The organism is Rhodothalassium salexigens DSM 2132 (assembly GCF_004341375.1).
In the GTDB taxonomy this organism is placed as follows: domain Bacteria; phylum Pseudomonadota; class Alphaproteobacteria; order Sphingomonadales; family Rhodothalassiaceae; genus Rhodothalassium; species Rhodothalassium salexigens.
Map to the genome: position 1 here is coordinate 22972 of NZ_SLXO01000005.1, position 25431 is coordinate 48402.

Here is a 25431-nt window from a genome sequence, read left to right on the forward strand (position 1 = left end):
TGACATAGGAGCATAAAATGGCTCAGGCTAATGACCGATATTTAGACGCTGCGAAACAGGATTATGATCGCCTTAAAGGAGAGGTGCAGTCTCTCAAGCAATCCATAACCAATCCAGACGGACCGGACTCGCAACTTCTGGATACTGCATGGGCCGATCTGGAAGACCAATGGCAGCGCCTCCAGGCGGTAGGCGAAACCGCGTCGGAGGAAGTGCAACAGAGCTTCGACCAGGGTCGCGAGCGTCTGCGCCGGGTAATCGACAGCTACCGTCAGGGCTGATGCCCCCCGCCCACCCTTTCCCCCGAAACAGGAGCAACGATATGCTGGGCTGGTCCCTCACATTTTTGGTCGTGGCCCTTGTTGCGGCGGTGTTCGGCTTCGGCGGCATCGCCGGCGCCGCGGCATCGATCGCCAAGTTGCTGTTCGCCCTATTTCTGATCCTTTTCCTCGCCACCCTTGTGGTGTCGCTGGTGCGAGGTCGACGTCCGCCTTTGCCGTAGCAGGCGGTTCGCCTTGCCAATCCGTCGATGACAGGAGAAAGACCATGACTCCACGAACGCTGACCACAGTCACCGCCCTGGTGCTGAGCGGCGCACTCTTGGCCGCGTGTGAAGACGACACGCCGATGGAGGACGCCACCGAAACGGCCGAAGAAACCGCCGAACAGGCGGCGGACAAAGCCGAGGAAGCGGCCGAAGAGACCGCGGACAAGGCTGAGGAATTGGCCGAGGAAGCCGCCGACAAGGCCGAGGACATGACCGAAGAGGCGGAAGAAGAGACCGATCCGCCCGAAGACGCCTAAAGGCCGCACCCGATCGTGTCGACCGCGGCCCCGGCGGGACCGCGGTCGGATGCGCGACCAACAGGGCTCGGGCGGGGGATGACCGGGAACGCGCGCGGTGCAGGAGATCCCGCCGCGACATCGCCCGCTCCCCGCCCGGCCCACCCTTGGCCAACGACTAACCGCGCGGCTTGATCGGCGCCCCGTCCTCGATCGACGGGCCTGGATGCATGACCACCCGTTCGCCGGGGTCGAGCCCGGAGACGATCTGGACCCGGTCGGGCCCGAAGCGCCCGGCCTCGACCCGGCGCAGGCGCGCGCGCCCGGCGCGGGCCACGAACACCGCCCAGTCATTACCCTCGCGGAACAAGGCCGGGCCCGGCACGCTGACCACGTCCCGGCCGCGCCAGACCTCGATCGCCACGTCGACGCGATAGCCGTGGCCCAGCGTCTGCCACGCCTCGCGCGGACCGACGAAATCGATGATCGCGTTGACCCGCTGCTCCTCCACGCCAAGCGCCGACACCTTGGTGAAGCCGAACGGCTCGACCCGGCGCACCCGACCGCGCAACCTCTCGCCGCCCCAACCCTCGATGGTCACCGGGGCACCGGCGCGGACCCGCACCGCATCGGTGGACAACAGGTCGGCGACCACCTCCAGGTCGCGCGGATCGCCCACCTCGATGATGCCCTGGCCGGCGATCACCACCGCCTCGCTCTCCTGCAACAGCCGCAGCACCCGACCGGTGGCCGGCGAGACCAGTTGCACGATACAGCACTCTGCGCCCTCCTCGGCCTCGCCCGGCTGGGCCAGCGCGGCTTGCGCCCGGCTCAGTTCCGACCGCGCCACGGCAACCGCCGCCTTGGCGGTGCGCACCGAGGCTTCGGCGGTGTGCGAGGCCATGCGCGCCCGGTCCAGCGATGCGGTGGAGATATTGCCTTTCTCGGCGAGTTCCTGGCCGCGCTTGAGTTCGGAGGCGGCGAAGTCGCGTTCGGCCTCGGCACGCGCCACATCGGCCTCGGCCAACGCCAGCGAGGCGCGCGCCGCCTCGATCTCGGCGGTGATTTCGGCCTCGGTCCGGCGGTCCAGGAACGCCGGGTCGGTGGGCCGGATGCGCGCCAGCACGGTCTCGCCCGCTGTCACCGGATCGCCCACGTCGAAGCGCACGCGCAACAACCGCCCGGCGACCGGAGCCGAGACGGTGTAGACCTCGCGTACCCGGGTCTCGCCCTCTTCCGCCACCGTCGCCGCCAGGTCGCCGCGCGTCACCTCGGCCAGGTCGACGATGTGCGGCACCGGCCGCAAGGCCAGCGCCAGCAATGCCAGCAACAACGCCGCGCCCGCCCCATAGATCAGCCGGCGAAAGGTCTTCGCCCCCATGGCCCTACTCCCGTGTTTTCAACACCGCAATCATGTCCAGCCGGGCGATCCGGCGCCACACCACCAGCCCCGACAAGGTCGCCGCCGCGATCATGATCAAGGCCGCGCGCGCCGCCGTCTCGACCCGCCACACAAACGGAATCGTATAGAGGTCTTGCGAGAAACTCTGGGTCAGAAAGTAGGACAGCAAGGCACCGAACGCGGTGCCGAGCGGCAGCGCCAGTACCACCATGACCGCCAGTTCACCGAGCATCACCGCGGTGACCTCGCCGCGGGTGAAGCCGAGCACGCGCATGGACGCCAACTCGCGCTGGCGCTCCGACAGCGAGATACGCGCGGCATTATAGACCACGCCGAAGATCACCACCGACGCGAACAGGAGATTGATGCTCAGCATGACGCCGATGCTTTCATCCATAATCTCGCGGAAGGACGCATAGGCCGCACCGCTCAACTCGACCCCGGCGACCCGCGGCATCGCCTTGAGCGCCGCGAACAGCGCATCGGTCTCGGCGGCGTCCACCGACAGATAGGCGCCCGAGATCGCCGGCCCCTCTTCGAGCGCCCGGTTGAGGGTGGCGATATTCATATAGACGGGCGTGCCCACATAGGTCTCCACCAACCCGACCACGCGCAGGTCGAGCACCGGCTGGTGGCCGTCGGTGACCTGGGCGCGGAACCGGTCACCGCGGGCCAGACCGAGGCTTTCGCCCAGGCTGCGCGATAGCAGTACGCCGTCCTCGGGCGGCGAGACGATGCTGCCGTCGGCGGCGATCAACCGATTGAGCGCCGTGCCCGGACGCACGCCGACCAGGCCCTGGCGCTTCTCTTCGCGGCCGGCGGTCAGGATCGCCGGCGCGACGCGAAACGGCTCGGCTCGGCGCACGCCCGGCAAATGCGCGAGATCGTAGAGCACGTCGGCGGCGATCGGATCGGTAAAGGTGACCGTCGCATCCTGCACCTCGGCCTGCTCGAAGGTCACCTCGATCATCGCCTGGGTGGAATCCAGATTGGCCCGGGTGGCGGCCAACAGCCCGCCGGCGAGGGCGATGCCCAGCACGGTCAGGCCGGTGCGCCCGGGATGGCGCAACAGGTGGCGCAGCACCATGCGGGTGATGCCGTCGACCGCTCGCCAGCGCGCCAACGCCCGCCCCCCCGCCTGGGAATAGTCGAGCGGGCTCGGCGGGCGCATGGCCTCGGCCGGCGTGAGCGCCGCGGCCCGGCGCACCGCGCCGACGGCCCCGACCGTGCCGGCGCCGGCGGCCACCAGCGCCGCCATCCAATAGGCCCCCGCCCCGGCCTCGAAGTACAGCACCGGAAAGCGGAAGAACGCCACATAGAGCTCGGCCAACAGGCGCCCGAGCCAGGTGCCGAGGCCGAAGCCGAGCGCGATGGCGACCGCGACGATCAGGCCGACCAGCTTGAGATAATGCCCGGCGACCACCCGATTGGCGTAACCAAACGCCTTCAACAGGCCGATGGTGCCGCGCTCCAGCGCCACCAGCCGGGCGATCACCACATTGACCAGGAAGGCCGAGACAGCCAGGAAAATCGGCGGCAGGATACGCACGATGGTGCGCAACTGGTCGATTTCGGCGTCGAGGAACTGGTCGGAGGGATGGTCGGCGCGGGCATAAGCACCGGTGCCGCCATAGCGGTCGAGCGTGCGATCCATGGCATCGATCACCGCGGCGGGGCGGGTGCCGCGCAGCAGGGTCACCACCAGTTCGTTGAACGCACCGTCCATATCGTAGGCGGCCTCCAACTGCCGCCGCGCCATCCAGACGATGCCGAAGCGGCGGTCGTCGGGGACGATCCGCCCGGGCGCGATGGCATAGACATAGTCCGGCGACAACACCACGCCGACCACGGTCAGGCGTTGGTGCACCCCGTGCAACGTGGCGCTCAACCGATCGCCGGGGACCAGATTGTGGGCCTCGGCGAACGCCTCGCTGATCAACACCTCGTCGGCGCGGCGCTGCTCGATCCAACGGCCCTGGCGCAGCACCAGATCGTTGAGCGGCGGCCGGCCACGGTCGGGCACCGATTGCACCGCCGCGGTGACCGGTTCATCGAACCCGGGCACGGCCAGGATCGCGCTCGACCGGATGCGTGTCGCCACCGCCGCCACGCCGTCGATGGCGGCGATCCGGGCCGCCACATGCTCGGGCGCGCGCTTGACCGTGGCGTAGACATCACCGAAGCGGGTGCGCTCGTAGAACGCCGCCCGGGTCACCTCAAGCGAGCGCATCATGCCGGTGAACATGACGAACACGGTCACCCCGGTGGCCATGACCATAGCGATGGCGGCCAACTGACCCCGCATGCGCAACAGGTCGCGCACCAGTTTCCGGTCCAGTGCGGCCAGCGGGCTGGGCGGGACCATGGCCGCCTACCAGCTCAATTGGTCGGGCGCCACGCGCGTCTCGTTGACCTCGACGCCGGCCAGGCGTCCGTCGACGAAGCGCAGCACCCGGTGTGCCATGTCGGCGATGCCGGCATTGTGGGTGATCACCATGGTGGTGGTGCCCAGGTCGCGTTGCACGGTTTCGATGGCCTTCAGCACCACAACGCCGGTCTGGCTGTCGAGCGCGCCGGTGGGTTCGTCGCACAGCAGGATGTCGGGGCGCTTGGCGATGGCGCGGGCGATCGCCACACGCTGCTGTTCGCCGCCCGACATCTGGGCCGGGAAATGGTCGACACGCTGGCCGAGGCCGACCAGGTCCAGGGCTTCGGCCGGGTCCATGGGCGCCTCGGCGATCTCGGTGACCAGGGCCACGTTCTCGCGCGCGGTCAGGCTGGGGATCAGATTGTAGAACTGGAACACGAAGCCCACATTGCGCCGGCGGTAGCGGGTCAAGTCGGCGTCGCTGAGCGCGGCGAGATCCTGGCCGCGAAACCACACCTGGCCGCTGCTCGGATGGTCGAGCCCGCCGATGATGTTGAGGAAGGTGGACTTACCGCTGCCCGAGGCGCCGAGCAGGACGACGAGTTCGCCCTCGGGCACATCGAGGTCGACGCCGCGCAGCGCGTGCACGGCGGCGGGGCCGGTCCCGTAGACCTTGGTGACGCCCCGGGTTCGATAGATCGGCTCGGGCATGGCGCGGTCCATGGGGCCAGTATCCCCATGGACCGGGTAAAGTCCATGACAGGCGTCAGGCGGCTGGAGCGGCCGGCGGGGCCCAGGCGGCGTTATGGCTATCGGCGCCAGACCACCTGACCGTCGACGATGGTCATCACCGCCTCGACGTGCGGCAAACGGTCCTCGGCCACGGTCATGATGTCGGCGTCGAACACGGTGATGTCGGCGCGCTTGCCCACGCTCAGGCTGCCCAGCCGCTGTTCCTGAAACGCGCCGAGCGCCGGCCACAGGGTGAACATCTTCAACGCCACGTCGCGGCTGACCGCCAGGTCGGGGTGCCAGCCCTCGCCCTGGAAGCCCGACAGATCGCGGCGCGCCACGGCGGCGTAGAACTCGACCATCGGCTCGCCGGCCTCGACCGGCGCGTCGGAGCCGCCGACCACCGGCGCGCCGGTTTCGACGAAGCGCGCCCAGGCATAGGCGCCGGCCAGCCGGTCGAGGCCGAGCCGGTCGGCGGCGAAATGCAGGTCGCCGATGGCGTGGCTCGGCTGCATGGCCGGGATGACGCCGAGCGCCGCGAAGCGCGGGATGTCGGCGGGGTCGACGATCTGGGCGTGCTCGATCCGCCAGCGCGGCACAGCAACCGCGCGCGCCTCGGGCGGCACCGCGCTGAACGCCTCGGCGTACCAGTCGAGCACGGCGCGGTTGGCGGCGTCGCCGATGGCGTGGGTGTTCATCTGGATGCCGGCGCGCAGGCCCCGGGTGAACAGGTCGATCACATCGTCGCGCCGGTCGAGGAACAGCCCCCGGGTGTCCGGCCGGTCGCTATAGGGGGCGAGCAAGCGCGCACCGCGCGAGCCGAGCGCGCCGTCGGCGTAGAGCTTGACCGCGCGGGTCACCACCAGGCCGTTGGCCGAGCGGCGCGGGCCGCTGTCGAACAACTGGTCGGCGTCCTGCTTGTCGACCGAGTTGTAGACCCGCAGGCGCAACCGGCCGGCGTCCGACAGGCGTTCAAGCCGCGCCACCCGGTCATAGGCCACCGACATATTGTGGATGCCGGTCCAGCCGCGCGCGGTGTAGACCTCGCCCGCCTTGACCAGACCGGGTTCGGTGTCCGGGCCGGTCATCGCCGGGGCCAGATCGCCGGCCAGCCCCATGGCGGTGTCGATCAGCATGCCGGTGGGCCGGCCGGCCGCGTCGCGCAGGATTTCGCCGCCCTCGGGCGCCACGGTCCGGGCGTCGATGCCCACGGCGGCCAGCGCGGCGGAATTGACCACCGCAGCATGGCCGTCGGCGCGCACCAGATAGACCGGATTGTCGGGCGCGATCGGGTCCAGGTCGGCGGCGGTGGGGAAGCGGCCTTCGGGCCAGTGGGTCTCGATCCAGCCGCGGCCATAGACCACCGCGCCGGGCTCGGCGGCGGCGACCGCCTCGGCGACCTTGTCGACCATGGCGGCGAGCGAGGCGGCGTCATCGAGGTTGAGCGTCATCTCGCGCTGGCCGATGCCCAGCAGGTGGGCGTGGCCGTCGACGAAGCCGGGATAGGCGGCGGCGCCGTCCAGGTCGATGACCCGGGTGTCGGGGCCGGTGAGCGCGGCGAGCCCGGCGGCCGGGCCCACATGGACCAGCACGCCGTCGCGCACCGCCAGCGCCTCGGCGCGCGGCTGGGCGTCGTCGGCGGTGTAGATCGGCCCGCCCCGGATGATCAGGTCGGCGCTCTCCTGCGCGGCGGCGGTGGCGGTTGTCCCGGCCATCAGCGCCAAAGCGGCGCCGGCCAGGCGGTGCGACAGTCCCATGGGTCTCTCCCTGCCCGATAGTATTGTGGTGTCTTGGCGTCAGATCGCGGATCGGTGCGCATGGTCAGCCGTGCCCGGCGCCGTCCTCGCCATCGCCCGCGCGGTCCGCGACACGGCCCCCGAGACGATCTTCGACGCGATCTTCGACGCGGTCGAGAATGCTGTGCCCCGGGCGGCGAAACAAGCGCGCGCCGAGCTTCCAGACGATCACCGCCAGCGCAGCGCCGGCGATGGCGATGGCGATGAACACGCCCACGCCGAGCGCGAACTGCCCCAATTCGTAAGGCGAGGCGCCCACATAGCGGCGGTGGGCACGCCACGCCACCAGCAACAGCGCCAAGGCGCCGAGCGTGATCACCAGCCGGCGCAGCGGCTGGCCCGGTTTGCGGCCGCGCGCCGGTTGGCGCTGCGACGGCCGCCAGGCGGCCGAAGCGCGCGGCGGCAGGGGCGGTCTGGGCTTCGATCGAGGCATGGATCTCCGGCGGACGGTTGCCGCCCTGCCCGCCGCGCAGCACCCGCGACGCGCCGGCTCAGATCAGGGCGTGTTTCTTCAACAGGTGACGCACCTGGTCGTAGCTGAGCCCCAGATGCGCCGCCGTGTCGCCCTGGTGGTGACGGCAGCGTTGGAACGCCTCGGCCACCAGGGCGCGTTCAATGTCGGCCATCGCGGCCTTGAGGTCAAACGGCGCGCGCGGGTCGGGCAGCGCCGGCCCATCGCCCCGGCCCGCCCCCGCCGCGCTGGGCACGGATGGTGCGGGCGGCACGGCCGGTGCCGGCGGCGCAAACGGCCGGTCGGCGGCCTGCGGGCCCGGCGGTGAGGCGGGCGGCACCGCGCCCGTCGCCCCGGCGCCATGGCCAGGCACGGCGCCGGCCAGCGGCATGGGGGCTGGGCGATAGGGGCTGTCGAACGGATCGAAGACGATGTCGGCGGGCGCCACCGGCACGCCGTCGCGGCCGCGATAGACCGCGCGCTCGACCACATTCTTCAACTCGCGGACATTGCCGGGCCAGGGATAGTCGATCAGCATCGCCATCGCCTCGGGCCCGATCTCGGGCACACCGTCGCGGCCCAGGGCCACTTCCATGCGGCGCGCGAAATGATTGGCCAACTCGGGGATGTCTTCGCGGCGGTAGCGCAACGCCGGCACCGTGACCACGTCGAACGCCAGCCGGTCGAGCAGGTCGGCGCGAAACGTGCCGGCGCGCGCCAAGGACGGCAGGTCGGCATTGGTCGCACCGACCAGGCGCACGTCCACCTCGATGGTGTCGGACCCGCCGAGCCGCTCGATCTCGCCATACTCGATCACCCGCAACAGCTTTTCCTGGGCGGCCAGCGACAGGGTGGCGATCTCGTCGAGAAACAGCGTGCCGCCGTCGGCGGCCTCGAAGCGGCCGGCGCGGCGGCGCTGGGCGCCGGTGAACGCCCCGGGCTCGACCCCGAACAACTCCGATTCCAGCAGGGTCTCGGGAATCGCAGCGGCATTGAGGGTGACCAGCGGCGCCTCCCAGCGGCGCGACAGGTAGTGCAGCCGCTGGGCGATCAACTCCTTGCCGGTGCCGCGCTCGCCGATCACCAGCACCGGCCGGGTCAAGGGCGCCAGCGCCGAGACCTGGTCCATCAGGTCGAGAAACGCCCCGCTGGCGCCGACCACCATGTTCGCCGACCTGCTCATGGCCCTAAGATATGGTATTTTTCCCCAAACACCAGAAATTTATGCCAGTCGCGACAAACCAATGACGCCCCCTCAAAAGCCCCCTAACCCCCTGCCAATAAGCGATTTTTCAGGCCATTCGCAAAACTGGCACAGAGCCTGCTTAAAGGCAGACGTGGACGGCACAACGTCGCCACCCGGACAGAACAAAGACCCGAGCCACGACAGCAAAGAAACGAGGAAGCCAGCATGAACCGCCTGACCAGCCTGACCACCGCCATCGAAGCCAGCGACGCGCTCGACCGCGAAAGCAGCCAGATCCTCGGCCTTTTGGGCCGCCCGGGCACGCGCCCGCAACGCACCGCGCCAGCCGCCTATTCGGCCTTCTCGCGGCGCCGCGACCGCGCCCGGCGCGACCGCGGCTGAGCCAGCGCTCCGCCCACCCCCACCCCCCCGGGCCGGGGCCTGCCACCGAGCGGCCCCGCCCCACACGACCGAGACCCAACAGACCAACACCACCGACAGAATGATAAGCGGACCGAAACCCCGCGCCCGAGCCACGACAGAGTAGACCCGAGCACCCTAACGAGAAGGACACACAGCGATGGGTATCTTTTCCCGCCTGACCGACATCATCAATTCCAACATCACCCACATCCTGGACCGTGCCGAAGACCCCGAAAAGATGATCCGCATGGTCATCCAGGAGATGGAAGACACGCTGGTCGAGGTGCGCGCCGCCGCCGCCCGCACCATCGCCGACCAGAAGGACACCCAGCGCCGCCTGAAGCGCATGGCCGACGCCCAGACCGACTGGGAGCGCAAGGCCGAATTGGCCCTGTCCAAGGGCCGCGAGGATCTGGCGCGCGGTGCACTGATGGAAAAGGCCCGGGTCGCCGAGATGACCGACAGCCTGGAAGCCGAGGTGGAGCAGCTCAAGGACGCGCTGGCCAAGCACGAGGACGACATCGTCAAGCTGGAGACCAAGCTGCGCGAGGCCAAGGCCAAGAAGCAGACGCTCGAAGCGCGCCACACCACGGCGACCAACGCCAAGCGGGTCAAGCAGAGCCTCTATGACACGCGCATCGACGACGCCTTCGAGCGCTTCGACAAGCTCGACAGCCGGCTCGACCGCCTGGAGGGCGAAGCCGAGGCCATGGACCTGGGCCGCGACGGCCGCGGCCTGGCCGACGAGATCGCCGACCTTGAAACCGAAAGCGCCATCGAGGATGAATTGGCCGCACTCAAGGCCCGCATGAAGCAGGGCTCCGGGGAGCGGTCGGGCGACAAGTCGGGCGACCGCGGCAAGGGAGAGTAACCCGTGGGAGAAGAGATCTTTATCGTCTTCATCGTCTTCGGCTCGTTGGTGGCCATGCTGGGCTTGGTCCTGCACTACTCCACCAAGTGGAAGGCCATGAAGGGCCTGTCGGCCGAAGACGAGCAGACGCTCGAAGACCTGCGCGGCGAAGCCGAAAAGATGGAACGCCGCCTGGACAGCCTGGAACGCATCCTGGACGACGAAGTGCCCGACTGGAGGAGCCGCCGCCATGACCCGCTATAGCCGCAACAAGCTCTACAAGGACCCGCGCGAGGGGACGGTGATGGGCGTGTGCGCCGGCCTCTCGGACTATCTGGGCGTCAAGGTCGGCGTCGTCCGACTGCTGACGGTGATCTGCGCGCTGTTGTGGTTCATCCCCGTGGTGCCGCTCTACTTCGGGTTAGGCTTCCTGCTCGACGAACGGCCGCGCGACCTCTACCGCGACGAGGGCGACGCCGAGTTCTGGCGCACCGCCCGCAACCGGCCCGACGTCACCAAGGCCGAGCTCAAGCGCCGGTTCCGCGATGTGGACCGCCGCATGCAACGCCTGGAGAGCTTCCTGACCTCGAAGAAATATCGCCTGGAACGCGAACTGCGCGACCTGGAACGCTAAAGGCCGGACCGCGCCGACCAACCTCGAACCCCGCCCAGACCCGACCAGAAGGCCCGCCGACGCATCGGCGGGCCTTTTTATGTAAATCAATCCCAAGAAGTTGTTGCTGCAACGCAACACCCGTCATAAAAGTGCCCTGACCGGCGATTTTCTTGCCAAATCATGCCCGGTTTACTCCTATCGTTTAGCCGAGGTCGCGAAAAGCGGCTCGGCAAACGATAGGAGGGACGCCCATGAACACACATTCGTCGCGCAGCGGACTGCGAACGTGGCAGCCTCAAGCCGCCATCGGCCTATGTCTTCCCTTGGTCCTCGCCGCGCATCCCGCCCTGGCACAGGAAACCGATGCCAGCGCCGCCCTGGTCGGCGATCAGGACACCGCGTCGATCGAAGAAATCGTCGTCACCGGCTCGCGCATCCCCAGTTCCAACCTGACGCTGCCAAACCCGGTGTCGTCGGTGAGCAGCGAAGACATCGACCTGTCGGGCGACGTGAATGTCATCGACGTGATCAACGACATTCCGGCGTTACTGTCATCCAGCAACACGCTCCAGACATCGGGCGCGTTCGGCACATTGGGGGCCGCCACCGCCAACCTTCGAAGCCTGGGGACCGAACGCACGCTGGTACTGGTCGACGGGCGCCGCCATGTGGCGGGTGTCGCCGGCAGCGCCACGGTCGACATCAACACCATCCCCTCGGCTCTGGTGGAGCGGGTCGAGGTCCTGACCGGCGGGGCGTCGTCGATCTACGGTGCCGACGCCGTCACCGGGGTGGTCAACTTCATCCTCAAGGACGATTTCGAGGGCTTCAACGCCGATGCCCAGTTCAACATTTCGGACAATGGCGATGGCGAAATCTACAATGTGGACCTGCTGGTCGGCGGCAATTTCGCCGACAATCGCGGCAACGCCACCTTCGGCCTGACCTACGAAAACCAGCGGGCGGTGCAACAAGGCGACCGCTTTCACACCCGCGGCGACCGGATCGCCACCGACTGGCCGAACCCGGCCTTGCGGCTTCAACAGGCTGATATCGACCAGTTCGGTCTCGACCAGATCCTGCTCGGCCAGAGCATCGGCGGATTCTGCGGCGCCGGCGACGGCACGCTGGGCAGCGGCCAAAGCGCGCTGTGCGGCCGGATCGACGGGGCACCGGACCGATTTGTCGGCACCTTCCCCCGCTTCGGCGTGTCCAACTATGGCGGCCTGATCGGCGTCGACTTTTTCGGCAGCGGCTTCCTGAGTTTCTTTCCCGATCCCGACACCATCGCCGGGCTGGGCCTCGACCTGGGCGCCGACGGCGTCGTGTTCGACGTCAACAACAATGGCATCGAAGACTGCTTCGAGACCGTCAATGGCACACTCAACCAGCGCTTTTCGGGGTTTGCCGGCTGCCACGTCGTCGACAGCCCGGGCGGCGCCATCCGGCCGTTCCAGGACGGCTTGGTGGCCGACGGGATCAATCAATTCGGCGGCGACGGCACCAATGGCGGACGCGACGGCAACGATGTCATCCCCGAACAGGACCGTATCATTGCCAACGCCAGCGCCCGCTTCGACCTGATCGACGGGGTTACCTGGTTCGGCGAGGCCAAGTTCGTCTACACCAAGGCAGTGACCAGCGGCCCCGGGGTCAACGGCTTCTTCGATTCGATCCCGATCCGCTACGACAACCCGTTCATCCCGGCCAGCCTGCGCGACCCCATCGACACCTTGATCGCCGACAATCCCGACGTCTTCGACGCCGAGGATGTGCTGGTCTTCCTGGGCCGCGACATGACCGACATCGGCCCCAACCGCGATGTGGCCGAGCGCACCACGATCCGCGTCGTCACCGGCTTCGAAGGCCAGATCCCCGACACCAGCCTGAGCTACGAAGTGTCGTTCAACTACGGCCGCACCGACGCCGACACCCGCAACGGTAACGCGCTCATCATGGATCGCTTCTACGCCGCCATCGACGCGGTCACCGATCCGGCCACCGGCGAGGTCGCGTGCCGCTCGGCGATCGAAACCGACGCCGAGGGCAACCCTGTGGAACCGGGCGCCGCCTTCCTGCCCGATAGCGGTGTATTCAAGGGCTTCAACACCTTCGACCCGACCGACGGCAGTTGCGTGCCCATGAACCTGTTCGGTATCGGTGCGCCGAGCGACGCGGCCATCGACTTCGCCACCACCACGCTGACCCGCACCCGGGCGCTCGAACAGGTGGTGGTCATGGGCTTTGTGAGCGGCGACAGTGCCGACCTGTTCACCCTGCCCGCCGGCCCCGTGGGCTTCGCCCTGGGGGGCGAGTACCGCGAAGAATCGAGCCTGTTCGACGCTCCGGCGGAAGAAGAGCGCGGCGACACCTTCGACCCGCGGGTGACGCTCGTCGACGTGTTCGGCAAGTTCGACGTGTGGGAAGCGTTCGGCGAGATCAGCGCGCCGATCCTGCGCGACCTGCCCGGCGCCAGATCGCTGGACATCAATGCCGCGGTGCGCTTCGCCGACTACTCCACCGTCGGCAGCACCACCACCTGGAGCGCCGGCGGCACCTGGGCACCGATCGCCGACCTGCAGGTCCGGGGCACCTATTCGCGCGCCATCCGCGCCCCGAACATCAATGAGTTGTTCAGCCCGTTGACCGGCGCCACCGCGCGGCCCATCGACCCCTGCGACGCCAACAATCTGGACGACGGCAGCCAATTCCGGGCGCAGAACTGCGCCGCCGACGGGATCCCCACCAGCTTCACCGATCCGCTGACCGCTCGCATCTCGGGCTTCGCCGGCGGCAACCCGGATTTGCGCGAGGAAACCGCCAAGACCTACACGATCGGAGCGGTGTTCCAGCCGCGGTTCGCGCCGGGGCTGAGCGCCACGGTGGACTTCTACAACATTCGCATCGAGGACGCGATCGACGCCCCAAACGTCCAGGAAATCCTCAACGCCTGCTACGACCTGTCCGCCTTCCCCAACGACTTCTGCGGCCAGATCGATCGCGACCGCGACCCGAACTCGCCCACCTTCCTGGGCCTGCAAAGCTTCCGGACCGTGGAATTGAACTTCGTCGCGGTGGAAACCCGCGGCATCGACTATGCGGTGCAGTACGAATTCGGCCTCGGCGACCTGTGGGACACGCTCGCCCCCTATGGCGCCCTGCAATTGCGCGTCGCCGGCAACTATACCGACAAGCTCGACCGCTTCGAGGACCCCAACGATCCCAATGAGGTCAACGAGCAACTCTTCGAAGGCCGGCAACCACGGCACAGCTTCAACATCGACACACGCTGGTTCTGGCGCGGCCTGACGCTCAATCTGCAATCGCGCTATGTGGGACGGGTGGTCCAGACCACACCGCGCGTGCAGATCGAAACCGTGGATAATTTCGTCAATGGCTGGGCGACGGCCAAATGGCGCCACGACCTGTCGGCCACCTATGCGATCAACGACAATCTGCGGCTTGCCGGCGGCATCAACAATCTGGCCGATGCCAAGCCGATCATCTCGGACGTATCGTTTCCCGTGGGTTTCATGGGCCGGCAATTCTACCTCGGGCTGAATTTCCAGCTCTAAGGCGTGCCGACCGTCGCGACCGTCGGCCCGGGGATGCGCCACCGGCCGACGGTCGCCCCCAGGCCGGCGCCCCGCCACATTGACACGGCGCCACCGCTGGCCCACATGCTGAAGCCGGAAACCGGCGTGGGAGGCATGGCATGACGAACACGACCCCGTTCACCCTGGACGGCATGAGCTGGGACGATGTGGTCGAAACCTTCGACTTGATGGACGACTGGGAAGACCGCTATCGCTTCATCATCGACTTGGGCCGCAAACTGCCCGCCTTGCCCGACGACGCGTATGACGACGCCCACAAGGTGCGCGGGTGCCAAAGCCAGGTGTGGATGCTGTTCGACCGCACCGACGGCGACCGCATCGACATCCGCGGCGACTCCGACGCCCATATCGTCAAGGGCCTGATCGCGCTGTTGCTGTTGATCTATTCCGGCCGCAGCGCCGCCGAGATCCGCGCCACCGACGCACGCAACCAGTTCCAGGCGCTCGACCTCGAAGGCCATCTGTCGGCGCAGCGCGCCAACGGCCTGTTCGCCATGGTCCAACGCATCAACGACACCGCCGCCGCCCAACCGGCCAACTGAGCGCGCCGGCCCCTCAATCGGCGGTGCCCCAGCCGCCCCCGCCCGGCGCCTGCGAGCCCTTGCCGGGCGCCGACCGAACCGGAGCCCCGACGCCTATGAACGAAGCCTTCCGCCAGGGCATGGCCGCCGTGCCTCACCTGGCTGCCACCGGCATCACCTTCGAATCCGTCGACGACGGCCGGGCGGTGATGTCGCTGGCCTATCGCGAAGATTTGGTGGGCTTCGCCGACAGCGGCGTGCTGGCCGGCGGCATCATCTACACGCTGATGGACACGGTGTCGGGTGCGGCGGTGTTCGCCGCCCTCAAGACCTACCGCCCGATCGCCACGCTCGACCTGCGCATCGACTATCTGCGCCCGGCAACCCCGCACCAGACCGTCTATGGCCGCGCCGAGGTGATCAAGCTGACCCACCATATCGCCTTCGTGCGCGGCACCGCCGACCATGGCGACCCGCAAGACCCGATCGCCCATGTGACCGGCACCTTCGCGCTCAAGGGCGGCGCACCGACCCCGCCGCCGGGCCCCCAGGGTCCAGGCGGCCAAGGCACGGAGCCGGCCCATGGATAAGGCGCTGGTCGACGCGGTGCTCGCCGATCCGGCCTATGAAGGGCCGCTGACCGGCATTCCCTATGCCGAGTTTCTGGGCGTGCGACTGCGCCGCGAAGGCGCGCGGCTGCTGCTCAGCCTGCCGTTCTCGCCGACGCTGATCGGCAGCCCGGCACCGCCGCGCCTGCACGGCGGCGTGGTCGGCGGGCTGTTGGAACTGTCGGCGTCGCTGCAATGGCTGTTCGAGACCGCGCGCGACAATGGCGGCCCGCCCGAGCGCCTGCCCAAGCCCATCGGCATGACCGTGGAATATCTGCGCGGCGGCGAGCCCAAGGCGGTGTTCGCCGAGGCCCGGGTGGCACGCCAGGGCCGGCGCATCGCCAATGTGCGCGCCCAGGCCTGGCAGGACCGCGAAGAAGACGCCATCGCGGCCGGGCTGATGCACTTCCTGATCCCCTCGGCCCCCACCGCCGAGCGCAGCACCAGTCCCACCCGGTCGGCCCGGCAATAGCCCCGCCACAAGCGCGCGCCCGACGAGGGGCCCCAGAGCCCCCGCACAGCCGGCACACGGCCGGCACACGGGCCGACACGCCGCCGGCGCGGCGGCCGCAGCCCTCTTGCTGCGTGCCCCCTTCCCATGGCGCCGCCGGGCGGCCATGGTGCGGCCATGGTTGCCACCACCCCATCCCTGTTCGCCCCCGAGACCGAGGTCGGCGACGCCCCGGCGGCCGCCCGACCCGATGACGGCCGGGTCGGCGTGCTGTTGCCGCTGCCGTTCGACCAGGCGTTCGACTATGCCAGCGACCGGCCGCTCGCCCCCGGTACGCTGGTGCGCGTGACCTTCGGCCGCCAGCCGCGTGTCGGCGTGGTCTGGGCCGGGCGGCGCGGCACACCCCCGCCGGCGGCCAAGCTCAAGCCGGTCGACGCGGTGCTCGACCTGCCGCCGCTGAGCGACGAACTGTGCCGGCTGGTCGAGCGCACCGCCGACTATACGCTGAGCCCGGCGGGCGCGGTGCTGCGCATGGTGTTGAGCTGCCCCGCCGGGCTCAGCCCGCCGCCGACCCGCGCCCATGTGGTGCGCGCCGGCCCCGCCCCCGACCGGCTGACCGACGCCCGGCGCCGGGTGCTCGACCGACTGGCCGACGGCCTGCCGCGGGTGCCCGCCGACCTGGCGCGCGAGGCCGGGGTCAGCGACGGCGTGGTGCGCGGGCTGGTCGACGCCGGCACCCTGGCGCTCGAAGACCTGGACCGCGACCCGCCGCTGGCGCGCCCCGACCCGGCGACGCCCGGCCCGGCGCTGAACCCCGAACAGCATGACGCCTTCCAGGCCATCGCCCGGCGCCAGACCGCCGGCGGGTTCGAGGCGTTCCTGCTCGAAGGGGTCACCGGCTCGGGCAAGACCGAGGTCTATTTCGAGGCCATCGCCCGCGCGCTCGCCGACGATGCCGACGCCCAGGTGGCGGTGCTGCTGCCCGAAATCGCGCTGACCCTGCAATGGCTGGACCGCTTCGCAAGGCGCTTCGGCTGCGCGCCGGTCCAGTGGCATTCGGGATTGACGGCGGCGGCGCGCCGGCAGGCATGGCGCGGCGTCGCCGAGGGCCGGGCGCGGGTGGTGGTCGGCGCGCGCTCGGCGCTGTTTCTGCCCTATCGCCGGCTCAAGCTGATCGTCGTCGACGAGGAACACGATCCCAGCTTCAAACAAGAAGACGGCGTGCTCTACCACGCCCGCGACATGGCGGTGATGCGCGCCAGCCTGGCGCAGACGCCGGTGATCCTGGCTTCGGCCACGCCGTCGCTGGAAAGCCGGGTCAATGCGCGCCAGGGCCGCTATACCCACCTGCGGCTGACCGAACGCCACGGGGCGGCGGTGCTGCCGGCGGTCGAGACCGTGGACATGCGCACCGACGGGCCCAAGCCCGGGCGCTGGCTGGCGCCGGCCCTGGTCGCTGCCATCGACGGCGCGCTCGACCGGGGCGAACAGTCGCTGCTGTTCCTCAACCGCCGGGGCTATGCGCCCCTGACCCTGTGCCGACAGTGCGGGGCGCGCTACGAATGCCCCAACTGCACCGCCTGGCTGGTCGAACACCGCTATCGCGGCCGGCTGGAATGCCACCATTGCGGCCATTCGATGCCGACCCCGGACCGCTGTTTCGAGTGCGGCGCCGAGGGCGAGTTGGTCGCCTGCGGCCCCGGCGTCGAGCGGCTCGGCGACGAGGTGGCCGAGCGCTGGCCCGGTGCCCGCGCCGTCGTGCTGGCCTCCGACACCCTGACCGGCCCCGACGACGCGGCGCGCGTCGTGGCCCGGATCGAGGCAAGCCAGGTGGACATCGTCGTCGGCACCCAGTTGATCACCAAGGGCTACCATTTCCCGGCCCTGACCGTGGTCGGCGTGGTCGACGCCGATCTGGGCCTCAAGGGCGGCGACCTGCGCGCCGCCGAACGCACCTATCAGCAACTGGTCCAGGTGGCCGGGCGCGCCGGCCGCGCCGACCGCGAAGGCGCGGTCTATCTACAGACCTACGACCCTGCCCACCCGGTGACCCGGGCGCTGATCACCGGCGACAAGGACCGCTTCATGGACCTGGAGGAAGAGGCGCGCGCCCGCGCCGGCATGCCGCCGTTCGGCCGCCTGGCCGGGCTGGTGGTCGAGGGCCCCGACCTAGCCGGGGTGGTCGAGGCCGGGCGGCTGTTGGCGCGCACCGCCCCGCGCGTCGAGGGCGCGGCGATCTATGGCCCGGTGCCCGCCCCCCTGGCGCGCCTGCGCGGCCGCCACCGCCACCGGCTGCTGGTCCAGACCGGCCGCGACCTGTCGATCCAGCGGCTGCTGCGCGCCTGGATCGAGCCGCTGAAACTGCCGCCCAAGGTACGGCTTAAGGTGGACATCGACCCGATCAGCTTCCTGTGACCACCGTTGCGCGATGCACGCGCTTGTCGCCCAATCCGATCTGCGATACCTTAAAAAAAGAAACAAAATAATCTTGGGGAAGGATCATGGCTTCATCGATCGCGCCGGCGATGCCGCTGGCCGCGCTCGCCGCGCAGGCGCGCGCCCGACACGACCGACCGCATCTGGTCCAGCCGCGCGCCGGGGGCACACGCACCTATCGCTGGGCCGACACCGACGCCCAGGTCCGCCAGATGGCGGCCAGCCTGCGCCGGCTGGGCCTGGCGCCCGGCGACCGGGTGGCGATCCTGTCCAAGAACTGCGCGGAATGGGTGCTGGCCGATCTGGCGATCCTCGCCGCCGGCCTGGTCAGCGTGCCGATCTATCCCACCGCCGGGGCCGAGACCATCGCCTATGTGCTCGACCATGCCGAGGTGAAGGCGATCTTCCTTGGCAAGCTCGACGACCCGGCGACCGCCCATGGCGCGATCCCGGCGGGCATCGCGCGCATCGCCCTGCCCTACCCCACCGCGACGGCCGAGTGGGCGTGGGACGACCTCTTAGGCGCCGACGCGCTCGACGCCTATCCCGATACCGCGCCCGACGAGCTGGCGACGCTGGTCTACACCTCGGGCAGCACCGGCACGCCCAAGGGGGTGATGCTGAGCCACGGCAATCTGGCCTTCGCCGCCGACACCACCCGCGCCCATGTGGCGGTGGCCGGGGGCGAGCGGCTGTTGAGCCACCTGCCGCTGGCGCACATCGCCGAACGGTCGCTGGGCGAGGGGGTGAGCCTTTATGCCGGCACCACGCTTTACTTCGTCGAGGCGCTGGACACCTTCGCGCGCGACCTGGCCGCCTGCCGGCCGACCCGGTTTCTGACCGTGCCGCGGCTGTGGGCCAAGTTGCAGGAACAGATCCTCGCCCGCGTGCCCGAGGCGCGGCTGCGCCGGATGCTCGCCGTCCCCGGCCTGTCGGGTGCGGTCAAACGCAAGATCAAGACCGGCCTGGGGCTCGACCGGGCGCGTTTCTTCGGCACCGGGGCCGCGCCCGCGCCGCCGGCGCTGCTGGCGTTCTTCCACCGCCTCGACATGCCGGTGGCGCAGGGCTTCGGCATGACCGAGACCGCCGGCGTCGCCACCGCCTTCGCGCCCGGGGCGGTCGACGACGGCGACCCCGAGCGCCTGACCAGCGTCGGCCCGCCGCTGCCCGGCATGGCCGCGCGGCTCGGCGCGGACGACGAGCTGGAATTGAAGGGCCCCGGCGTCTTCCCCGGCTATTACAAGGCGCCCGACCTGACCGCCGAAAGCTTCACCGCCGACGGCTGGTTCAAGACCGGCGACCTGGCGCGGATGGACGACCACGGCCATATCTGGGTCACCGGCCGGCGCAAGGAACTGTTCAAGACCGCCAAGGCCAAATATGTCTCGCCGGTGCCCATCGAGGCCAAGCTGGCCGAGTGTACGCTGTTTGAAAACCTGTGCGTGCTGGGGGCCGGCCTGCCGCAGCCCGAGGCGGTGGCGACCCTGACCGACGCCGCCGCCCAACGCCCCGCCGACGCGGTCGACCGACTGCTGGAGACGGTGCTGGCGGCGGTCAACGACCGGCTCGAACCCCATGAAAGGCTGGCCCGGCTGCATATCGTGCCCGGCCCTTGGGACATGGCCAGCGGCCTGTTGACCCCGACCCTGAAGCTGCGCCGCGGCCCCATCGAGACCGCCTACGCCGCGCTGCTCGGCCACGGCGCGGACCAAAGCCGGGTAATCCGCCACCACCAGGCGCTGCGCCCGGCGGCCTGACCACCGCCCCCGGTCACCGGCCGCCCGCCCCCGGCCCCCATATGCCGGCCCCATGGGGTCGTCCCCGTGGGTGGTGGGGCGCCACGCAGGGCGGCATTGTGGGCGAAAATCTCGCCCGGGCCCGCTTGCACGCCACCACCCCCTATGCTAGAGCCCAGCACCGTATCGCCGGGCGTCGCTTGGCGATGCAGGTTCGATTGCGCTCGCCGGGCTTCGGCGCGCCAGCCGCCCGGCAGCGTCGTCGTCGGCGCCCGGCCGACGTTGCGCCGCACACCGCCGACGCCGCCGCCCAACGAAAAGGAAGAGCCGTGCCCGCTGCCCAGTCCATCGTTTCCGGTCTCGCCGGCCGCTATGCCAGCGCCCTGTTCGACCTGGCCGAAGAGCAAAAGGCGCTGGCCAAGGTCGAAAAGGACATGGCCACGCTGCGCTCCATGCTCGACGAGAGCGCCGACCTGCGCCGTCTGGTAGCCAGCCCGCGCCTCGGCCGCGGCACGCAAGCCCGCGCCCTGACCGCGCTCGCCGACAAGGCCGGCCTGAGCGATACCACCAAGAAATTCCTCGGCACGCTGGCGATCAACGGTCGCCTCGGCGTGCTGGCCAAGTCGCTTGACGACTTCGCCAAGCTGCTGGCCCATCACCGGGGCGAAATCGCCGCCGACGTGACCACCGCCCAGCCGCTCACCGACACCCAGCGCAAGGCGCTGACGTCCAAGTTGAAGGCCGCCATGGGCCGCGATGTCGCCATCCAGGAATCCGTCGACGCCGGGCTGATCGGCGGACTGATGGTCAAGGTTGGCTCGCGGCTGATCGACGGCTCCCTCAAAACCAAGCTCAACCGTCTTGAGCTGTCCATGAAAGGGGTTTGATCCATGGATATCCGTGCGGCGGAAATCTCCAAGGTTCTGAAGGACCAGATCGCCAATTTCGGATCGGAAGCCGAAGTGTCGGAGGTCGGCGAGGTGCTGTCGGTCGGCGACGGGATCGCGCGGGTTTTCGGCCTCGACAATGTCCAGGCCGGCGAACTGGTCGAATTCCCGAACGGCGTCAAAGGCATGGCGCTGAACCTGGAAGTCGACAATGTGGGCGTGGTGATCTTCGGTGCCGACCGGGGCATCAAGGAAGGTGACACCGTCAAGCGCACCAAGCAGATCGTCGACGTGCCGGTGGGCAAGGGCCTGCTCGGCCGCGTGGTCGACGCGCTCGGCAACCCGATCGACGGCAAGGGCCCGATCCAGGACGACGGCCGCCGCTTGGTGGACGTTAAGGCGCCGGGCATCATCCCGCGCAAGTCGGTGGACGAGCCGGTGCAAACCGGCCTCAAGGCGATCGACGCCCTGGTGCCCGTGGGCCGCGGCCAGCGCGAATTGATCATCGGCGACCGCCAGACCGGCAAGACCGCCGTGGCCATCGACACCTTCATCAACCAGAAGGAGTTGAACCGCGGCGACGACGAATCGAAGAAGCTCTACTGCGTCTATGTGGCGGTGGGCCAGAAGCGGTCGTCGGTGGCGCAACTGGTCAAGGCGCTCGAAGACAATGGCGCGCTTGAATACTCGATCGTCGTGGCGGCCACCGCGTCCGAGCCCGCGCCGCTGCAATTCCTGGCGCCCTACACCGGCTGCGCCATGGGCGAGTATTTCCGCGACAACGGCATGCACGCGGTGATCTGCTATGACGACCTGTCCAAGCAGGCGGTCGCCTATCGTCAGATGTCGCTGTTGCTGCGTCGTCCGCCGGCGCGCGAAGCCTATCCCGGCGACGTGTTCTACCTGCACAGCCGTCTGCTGGAACGCGCCGCCAAGATGAACGACGACCAGGGCGGCGGCTCGCTGACCGCGTTGCCGATCATCGAGACCCAGGCCGGCGACGTGTCCGCCTATATCCCGACCAACGTGATCTCGATCACCGACGGTCAGATCTTCCTGGAAACCGACCTGTTCTACCAAGGCGTCCGCCCGGCCATTAATGTCGGCCTGTCGGTCAGCCGGGTCGGCTCGTCGGCGCAGACCAAGGCGATGAAGAAGGTTGCCGGGTCGATGAAGCTGGAACTGGCGCAGTACCGCGAAATGGCGGCGTTCGCCCAGTTCGGCTCGGACCTCGATGCGGCGACCCAGAAGCTGCTGGCGCGCGGCGAGCGGCTGACCGAGCTGTTGAAGCAGCGCCAATACGCGCCGCTGTCCATGGCCGAACAGGTGGTGGTGATCTATGCCGGCACCAAGGGCCATCTGGACGGCGTCGCCGCCAAGGACGTGACCCGCTACGAAGAGCAGTTGCTGACCCATCTGCGCTCGCAGCACCAGGACCTGCTCGACCAGATCGAAAGCCAGGGCAAGCTCAGCGACGAGCTCAACCAGAAGATCGAAACCGTGGTGAGCGAGTTCACCAAGGCCTTCGGGTAAGGGGCCGGCGCCATGGCGAGCTTGAAGGAATTCCGCAACCGGATCGCGAGCGTCAAGTCGACGCGCAAGATCACCTCGGCCATGAAGATGGTCGCGGCGTCCAAGCTGCGGCGCGCCCAGGCCGCCGCGGAGAACGCCCGCCCCTATGCCGAGCGCATGGAAAAGGTGCTCTCCAATCTGGGCCGGTCGGTCAAGGATCAGGAAGGCGCGCCCGAGCTGTTGGTCGGGCGCGGCACCGACCAGACCCATCTGGTCATCGTGGCGTCCAGCGAACGCGGCCTGTGCGGCGGCCTGAACGCCAATATCGTCAAGGCCGCCCGGCGCCGGATCGACCGGCTGAAGGCCGAGGGCCGGACGGTCAAGATCCTGTGCGTGGGCCGCAAGGGGTACATCATCCTCAAGCGGCTCTATGCCGCCGACATCGTCGACCTGATCGAACTGTCGGGCGTGCGCAATGTGGGCTATGAGAACGCCCGCGCGATCGGCGACCGGGTGCTCAAGATGTTCGACGAGCACCAGTTCGACGTCGCGACGCTGTTCTATGCCCGCTTCCGGTCGGTGATCTCCCAGGAGCCCACCGAGCAGCAGTTGATCCCGACGCCGCTGCCCGAGGCGGACGCGGCGGCCGAGGACACCATGGGCGGCGCGGTCTACGAGTACGAGCCCGACGAAACCGCGATCCTGGCCGATATCCTGCCGCGCAACGTGGTCGTGCAGATCTTCCGCGCGCTGCTGGAAAACGCCGCGTCGGAACAGGGCGCGCGGATGACCGCCATGGACAACGCGACCCGCAACGCCACGGACATGGTCGACCAGCTGACGCTGGAATACAACCGGACCCGCCAAGCGGTGATTACCAAGGAACTGATCGAGATCATCTCGGGCGCGGATGCGGTCTGATCCGTCGGATCGGACCGTTTGCAACATTGAGCCGCCGCTTAAACGGAAAGAGGCAAAGATGGCACAAACCAACAATGTGGGCCGCATTTTGCAGGTCATCGGGGCCGTCGTGGACGTGCAGTTCGACGACAATCTGCCCGACATCCTGACCGCCCTGCACACCGACAACAATGGCGAGCGGCTGACGCTGGAAGTGGCCCAGCACCTGGGCGAAAACACCGTCCGCTGCATCGCCATGGCCGGCACCGACGGCCTGACCCGCGGTCAGGACGTGACCGACACCGGCGAGCCGATTTCGGTGCCCGTGGGCCCGGAAACCCTCGGCCGGATTCTGGACGTGACCGGCGAGCCGATCGACGAACGCGGCCCGGTCACGACCAAGGCGCGCGCGCCGATCCACCGCGAAGCGCCCGAATTCATCGACCAGTCGACCGAGGAAGAGGTGCTGGAAACCGGCATCAAGGTGGTCGACCTGTTGGCCCCTTACGCCAAGGGCGGCAAGATCGGCCTGTTCGGCGGCGCCGGCGTGGGCAAGACCGTGCTCATCCAGGAGTTGATCAACAACGTGGCCAAGGGCCATGGCGGCTATTCGGTGTTCGCTGGCGTCGGCGAGCGGACCCGTGAGGGCAACGACCTTTACCACGAAATGATCGATTCGGGCGTTATCCAGCCCGACGGCGAGTCGAAGGCGGCGCTGGTCTACGGCCAGATGAACGAACCGCCGGGCGCCCGGGCGCGTGTCGGCCTGACCGGCCTGACGCTGGCGGAATATTTCCGCGACCAGGAAGGCCAGGACGTGCTGTTCTTCGTCGACAACATCTTCCGCTTCACCCAGGCGGGTGCGGAAGTGTCGGCGCTGCTCGGCCGGATTCCGTCGGCGGTGGGCTATCAGCCGACGCTGGCCACCGACATGGGCGCGCTGCAGGAACGCATCACCTCGACCACCAAGGGCTCGATCACGTCCGTGCAGGCCATTTATGTGCCGGCCGACGACTTGACCGACCCCGCGCCGGCGGCCTCGTTCGCCCACCTCGACGCCACCACGGTGCTCAACCGGGCGATTTCGGAAAAGGGCATCTATCCGGCCGTCGACCCGCTCGACTCCACCAGCCGGATTCTGGAACCCGCCGTGGTCGGCGAGCGGCACTATAACGTCGCCCGCCGGGTCCAGGAGATCCTGCAGAAGTACAAGTCGCTGCAGGACATCATCGCGATCCTGGGCATGGACGAGCTGTCGGAAGAGGACAAGCTGACGGTGGCGCGGGCGCGCAAGATCGAGCGCTTCTTCAGCCAGCCGTTCCACGTCGCCGAGGTGTTCACCGGCTTCCCCGGCCAGTATGTCAAGCTCGAAGACACCGTGCGCAGCTTCGAAGGGCTGGTGAACGGCGACTATGACCACCTGCCCGAAGCCGCCTTCTACATGGTCGGCACCATCGAGGAAGCGGTGGCCAAGGCCGAGAAGATGGCGGCCGAGGCGGCCTGACCGTCCGGCATTAAGCCCCGCGGGCGGCCCGGCCGACCCAGGCCCCGGCCGCCCGCATGTGACCCCAAGACCCGGCCGCCGCGCCGCGCGACGGCCCCCAGCACTCCACAAAAGGCAGCGATCGCATCATGGCCGATACCGTGCAATTCGAACTGGTCAGCCCCGAGCGTCTGATGGTCGACAAGGCCGTCGCCATGGTGGTCATCCCCGGCATGGAAGGCGATTTCGGCGTCCTGCCCGGCCACGCGCCGGCGATCTCGACCATCCGCCCCGGCGTCATCGAGGTCTATGAGCGCGACGGCGCCGCCCCTGAGCGGTTGTTCGTGCGCGGCGGTCTGGCCGATGTGCGCGCCGAAGGGCTGATCGTGCTCGCCGAAGACGCGGTCGACCCCGCGCAGGTGGACATGGCCGAGCTGGACCGCGAATTGCTGCGCGCGCGCGACGATCTGGCCAACGCCGACACCGACTTCGACCGCGACCGCGCCGAAAGCGAAATCGCCTGGCGCGAGGCGCTCAAGGCGGCGGCCGCCGGCACCGCCTGACCCGGCGCACGCCCCAGCGACAGGTTCGACCGGCCGGTGCCCCACGCACCGGCCGTTTTTGTGTCGGCGGCCCTTTGTGTCGGCGGCCTGCGCCCCCGCGCCGGCGGCCG

The 25431-nt window shown here is 69.0% G+C and carries 24 protein-coding genes; 18 read left to right on the forward strand and 6 right to left on the reverse strand.

The features are described from left to right. Positions 1 to 17: 17 nt before the first annotated feature. Genes EV659_RS07895 through EV659_RS07905 form a run of 3 tightly spaced genes read left to right on the forward strand, consistent with a single transcriptional unit; the run spans position 18 to position 804 of the window. Positions 18 to 281 carry a hypothetical protein gene (locus EV659_RS07895; RefSeq protein ID WP_132708338.1) on the forward strand — a complete coding sequence of 88 codons (264 nt, stop codon included), beginning with the start codon at positions 18 to 20 and terminating at the stop codon, positions 279 to 281. A gap of 41 nt (positions 282 to 322) precedes the next feature. Beyond that, on the forward strand, positions 323 to 502 hold the full coding sequence (locus EV659_RS07900) for a DUF1328 family protein (protein ID WP_132708339.1): 180 nt from the start codon (positions 323 to 325) through the stop codon (positions 500 to 502). A 44-nt stretch (positions 503 to 546) separates the two neighbouring features. Then, positions 547 to 804 carry a YtxH domain-containing protein gene (locus tag EV659_RS07905; RefSeq protein ID WP_132708340.1) on the forward strand — a complete coding sequence of 86 codons (258 nt, stop codon included), beginning with the start codon at positions 547 to 549 and terminating at the stop codon, positions 802 to 804. A gap of 157 nt (positions 805 to 961) precedes the next feature. Here the strand turns inward: EV659_RS07905 and EV659_RS07910 are convergent, their stop codons facing one another. From EV659_RS07910 to pspF, 6 genes are all read right to left on the reverse strand, one after another. Next, complete coding sequence (locus tag EV659_RS07910; RefSeq protein WP_132708341.1) at positions 962 to 2164, reverse strand: efflux RND transporter periplasmic adaptor subunit; 1203 nt, start codon at positions 2162 to 2164, stop codon at positions 962 to 964. Between the two features lie 4 nt (positions 2165 to 2168). Beyond that, positions 2169 to 4550, reverse strand: coding sequence for an ABC transporter permease (locus EV659_RS07915; protein WP_132708342.1), 2382 nt, complete (start codon positions 4548 to 4550; stop codon positions 2169 to 2171). A gap of 6 nt (positions 4551 to 4556) precedes the next feature. Then, positions 4557 to 5264 carry an ABC transporter ATP-binding protein gene (locus tag EV659_RS07920; RefSeq protein ID WP_132708343.1) on the reverse strand — a complete coding sequence of 236 codons (708 nt, stop codon included), beginning with the start codon at positions 5262 to 5264 and terminating at the stop codon, positions 4557 to 4559. A gap of 98 nt (positions 5265 to 5362) precedes the next feature. Continuing rightward, on the reverse strand, positions 5363 to 7042 hold the full coding sequence (locus EV659_RS07925; protein WP_132708344.1) for an amidohydrolase: 1680 nt from the start codon (positions 7040 to 7042) through the stop codon (positions 5363 to 5365). Positions 7043 to 7106: 64 nt separating this feature from the next. After that, positions 7107 to 7514: a hypothetical protein gene (locus EV659_RS07930; RefSeq protein ID WP_132708345.1), complete on the reverse strand. Its 408-nt coding sequence runs from the start codon at positions 7512 to 7514 to the stop codon at positions 7107 to 7109. A 58-nt stretch (positions 7515 to 7572) separates the two neighbouring features. Beyond that, complete coding sequence (gene pspF / locus EV659_RS07935; protein WP_132708346.1) at positions 7573 to 8715, reverse strand: phage shock protein operon transcriptional activator; 1143 nt, start codon at positions 8713 to 8715, stop codon at positions 7573 to 7575. A 228-nt stretch (positions 8716 to 8943) separates the two neighbouring features. On the opposite strand from pspF, the gene EV659_RS14680 reads away from it, so the two are divergent. The 15 genes from EV659_RS14680 (at position 8944) to atpC (ending at position 25321) form a co-directional block, all read left to right on the forward strand. Then, a complete protein-coding gene (locus EV659_RS14680; RefSeq protein WP_165878791.1) occupies positions 8944 to 9120 on the forward strand; it encodes a hypothetical protein in 177 nt (58 codons plus the stop codon). Between the two features lie 178 nt (positions 9121 to 9298). After that, positions 9299 to 10012, forward strand: coding sequence for a phage shock protein PspA (gene pspA, locus EV659_RS07940; protein WP_132708347.1), 714 nt, complete (start codon positions 9299 to 9301; stop codon positions 10010 to 10012). Between the two features lie 3 nt (positions 10013 to 10015). After that, complete coding sequence (gene pspB, locus EV659_RS07945; RefSeq protein WP_200288078.1) at positions 10016 to 10255, forward strand: envelope stress response membrane protein PspB; 240 nt, start codon at positions 10016 to 10018, stop codon at positions 10253 to 10255. After that, on the forward strand, positions 10242 to 10625 hold the full coding sequence (gene pspC, locus EV659_RS07950) for an envelope stress response membrane protein PspC (protein WP_132708348.1): 384 nt from the start codon (positions 10242 to 10244) through the stop codon (positions 10623 to 10625). The genes pspB and pspC overlap by 14 nt, the downstream gene beginning before the upstream one ends. Positions 10626 to 10858: 233 nt before the next feature. Continuing rightward, complete coding sequence (locus tag EV659_RS07955) at positions 10859 to 14182, forward strand: TonB-dependent receptor domain-containing protein (protein ID WP_132708349.1); 3324 nt, start codon at positions 10859 to 10861, stop codon at positions 14180 to 14182. A gap of 140 nt (positions 14183 to 14322) precedes the next feature. Continuing rightward, positions 14323 to 14766 carry a SufE family protein gene (locus EV659_RS07960; protein ID WP_200288080.1) on the forward strand — a complete coding sequence of 148 codons (444 nt, stop codon included), beginning with the start codon at positions 14323 to 14325 and terminating at the stop codon, positions 14764 to 14766. A gap of 95 nt (positions 14767 to 14861) precedes the next feature. Next, complete coding sequence (locus EV659_RS07965; protein ID WP_132708350.1) at positions 14862 to 15335, forward strand: PaaI family thioesterase; 474 nt, start codon at positions 14862 to 14864, stop codon at positions 15333 to 15335. Then, positions 15328 to 15825: a PaaI family thioesterase gene (locus tag EV659_RS07970; protein WP_132708351.1), complete on the forward strand. Its 498-nt coding sequence runs from the start codon at positions 15328 to 15330 to the stop codon at positions 15823 to 15825. Before EV659_RS07965 ends, EV659_RS07970 begins: the two co-directional genes overlap by 8 nt. 156 nt (positions 15826 to 15981) lie before the next feature. After that, positions 15982 to 18219, forward strand: a complete 2238-nt coding sequence (locus tag EV659_RS07975; RefSeq protein WP_132708352.1) for a primosomal protein N' — start codon at positions 15982 to 15984, stop codon at positions 18217 to 18219. An 86-nt stretch (positions 18220 to 18305) separates the two neighbouring features. Further along, positions 18306 to 19997 (forward strand): AMP-binding protein, encoded by a 1692-nt coding sequence (locus EV659_RS07980; protein WP_132708353.1) that lies wholly within the window; start codon positions 18306 to 18308, stop codon positions 19995 to 19997. A gap of 308 nt (positions 19998 to 20305) precedes the next feature. Then, complete coding sequence (locus tag EV659_RS07985) at positions 20306 to 20863, forward strand: F0F1 ATP synthase subunit delta (protein WP_132708354.1); 558 nt, start codon at positions 20306 to 20308, stop codon at positions 20861 to 20863. Positions 20864 to 20866: 3 nt separating this feature from the next. After that, on the forward strand, positions 20867 to 22396 hold the full coding sequence (gene atpA, locus EV659_RS07990) for a F0F1 ATP synthase subunit alpha (RefSeq protein ID WP_132708355.1): 1530 nt from the start codon (positions 20867 to 20869) through the stop codon (positions 22394 to 22396). Between the two features lie 12 nt (positions 22397 to 22408). Further along, positions 22409 to 23296 (forward strand): F0F1 ATP synthase subunit gamma, encoded by an 888-nt coding sequence (locus tag EV659_RS07995; RefSeq protein WP_132708356.1) that lies wholly within the window; start codon positions 22409 to 22411, stop codon positions 23294 to 23296. 58 nt (positions 23297 to 23354) lie between these two features. Next, a complete protein-coding gene (atpD, locus tag EV659_RS08000) occupies positions 23355 to 24779 on the forward strand; it encodes a F0F1 ATP synthase subunit beta (RefSeq protein WP_132708357.1) in 1425 nt (474 codons plus the stop codon). Positions 24780 to 24907: 128 nt separating this feature from the next. After that, complete coding sequence (atpC, locus tag EV659_RS08005) at positions 24908 to 25321, forward strand: ATP synthase F1 subunit epsilon (protein ID WP_132708358.1); 414 nt, start codon at positions 24908 to 24910, stop codon at positions 25319 to 25321. The last annotated feature ends 110 nt before the right edge of the window (positions 25322 to 25431 follow it).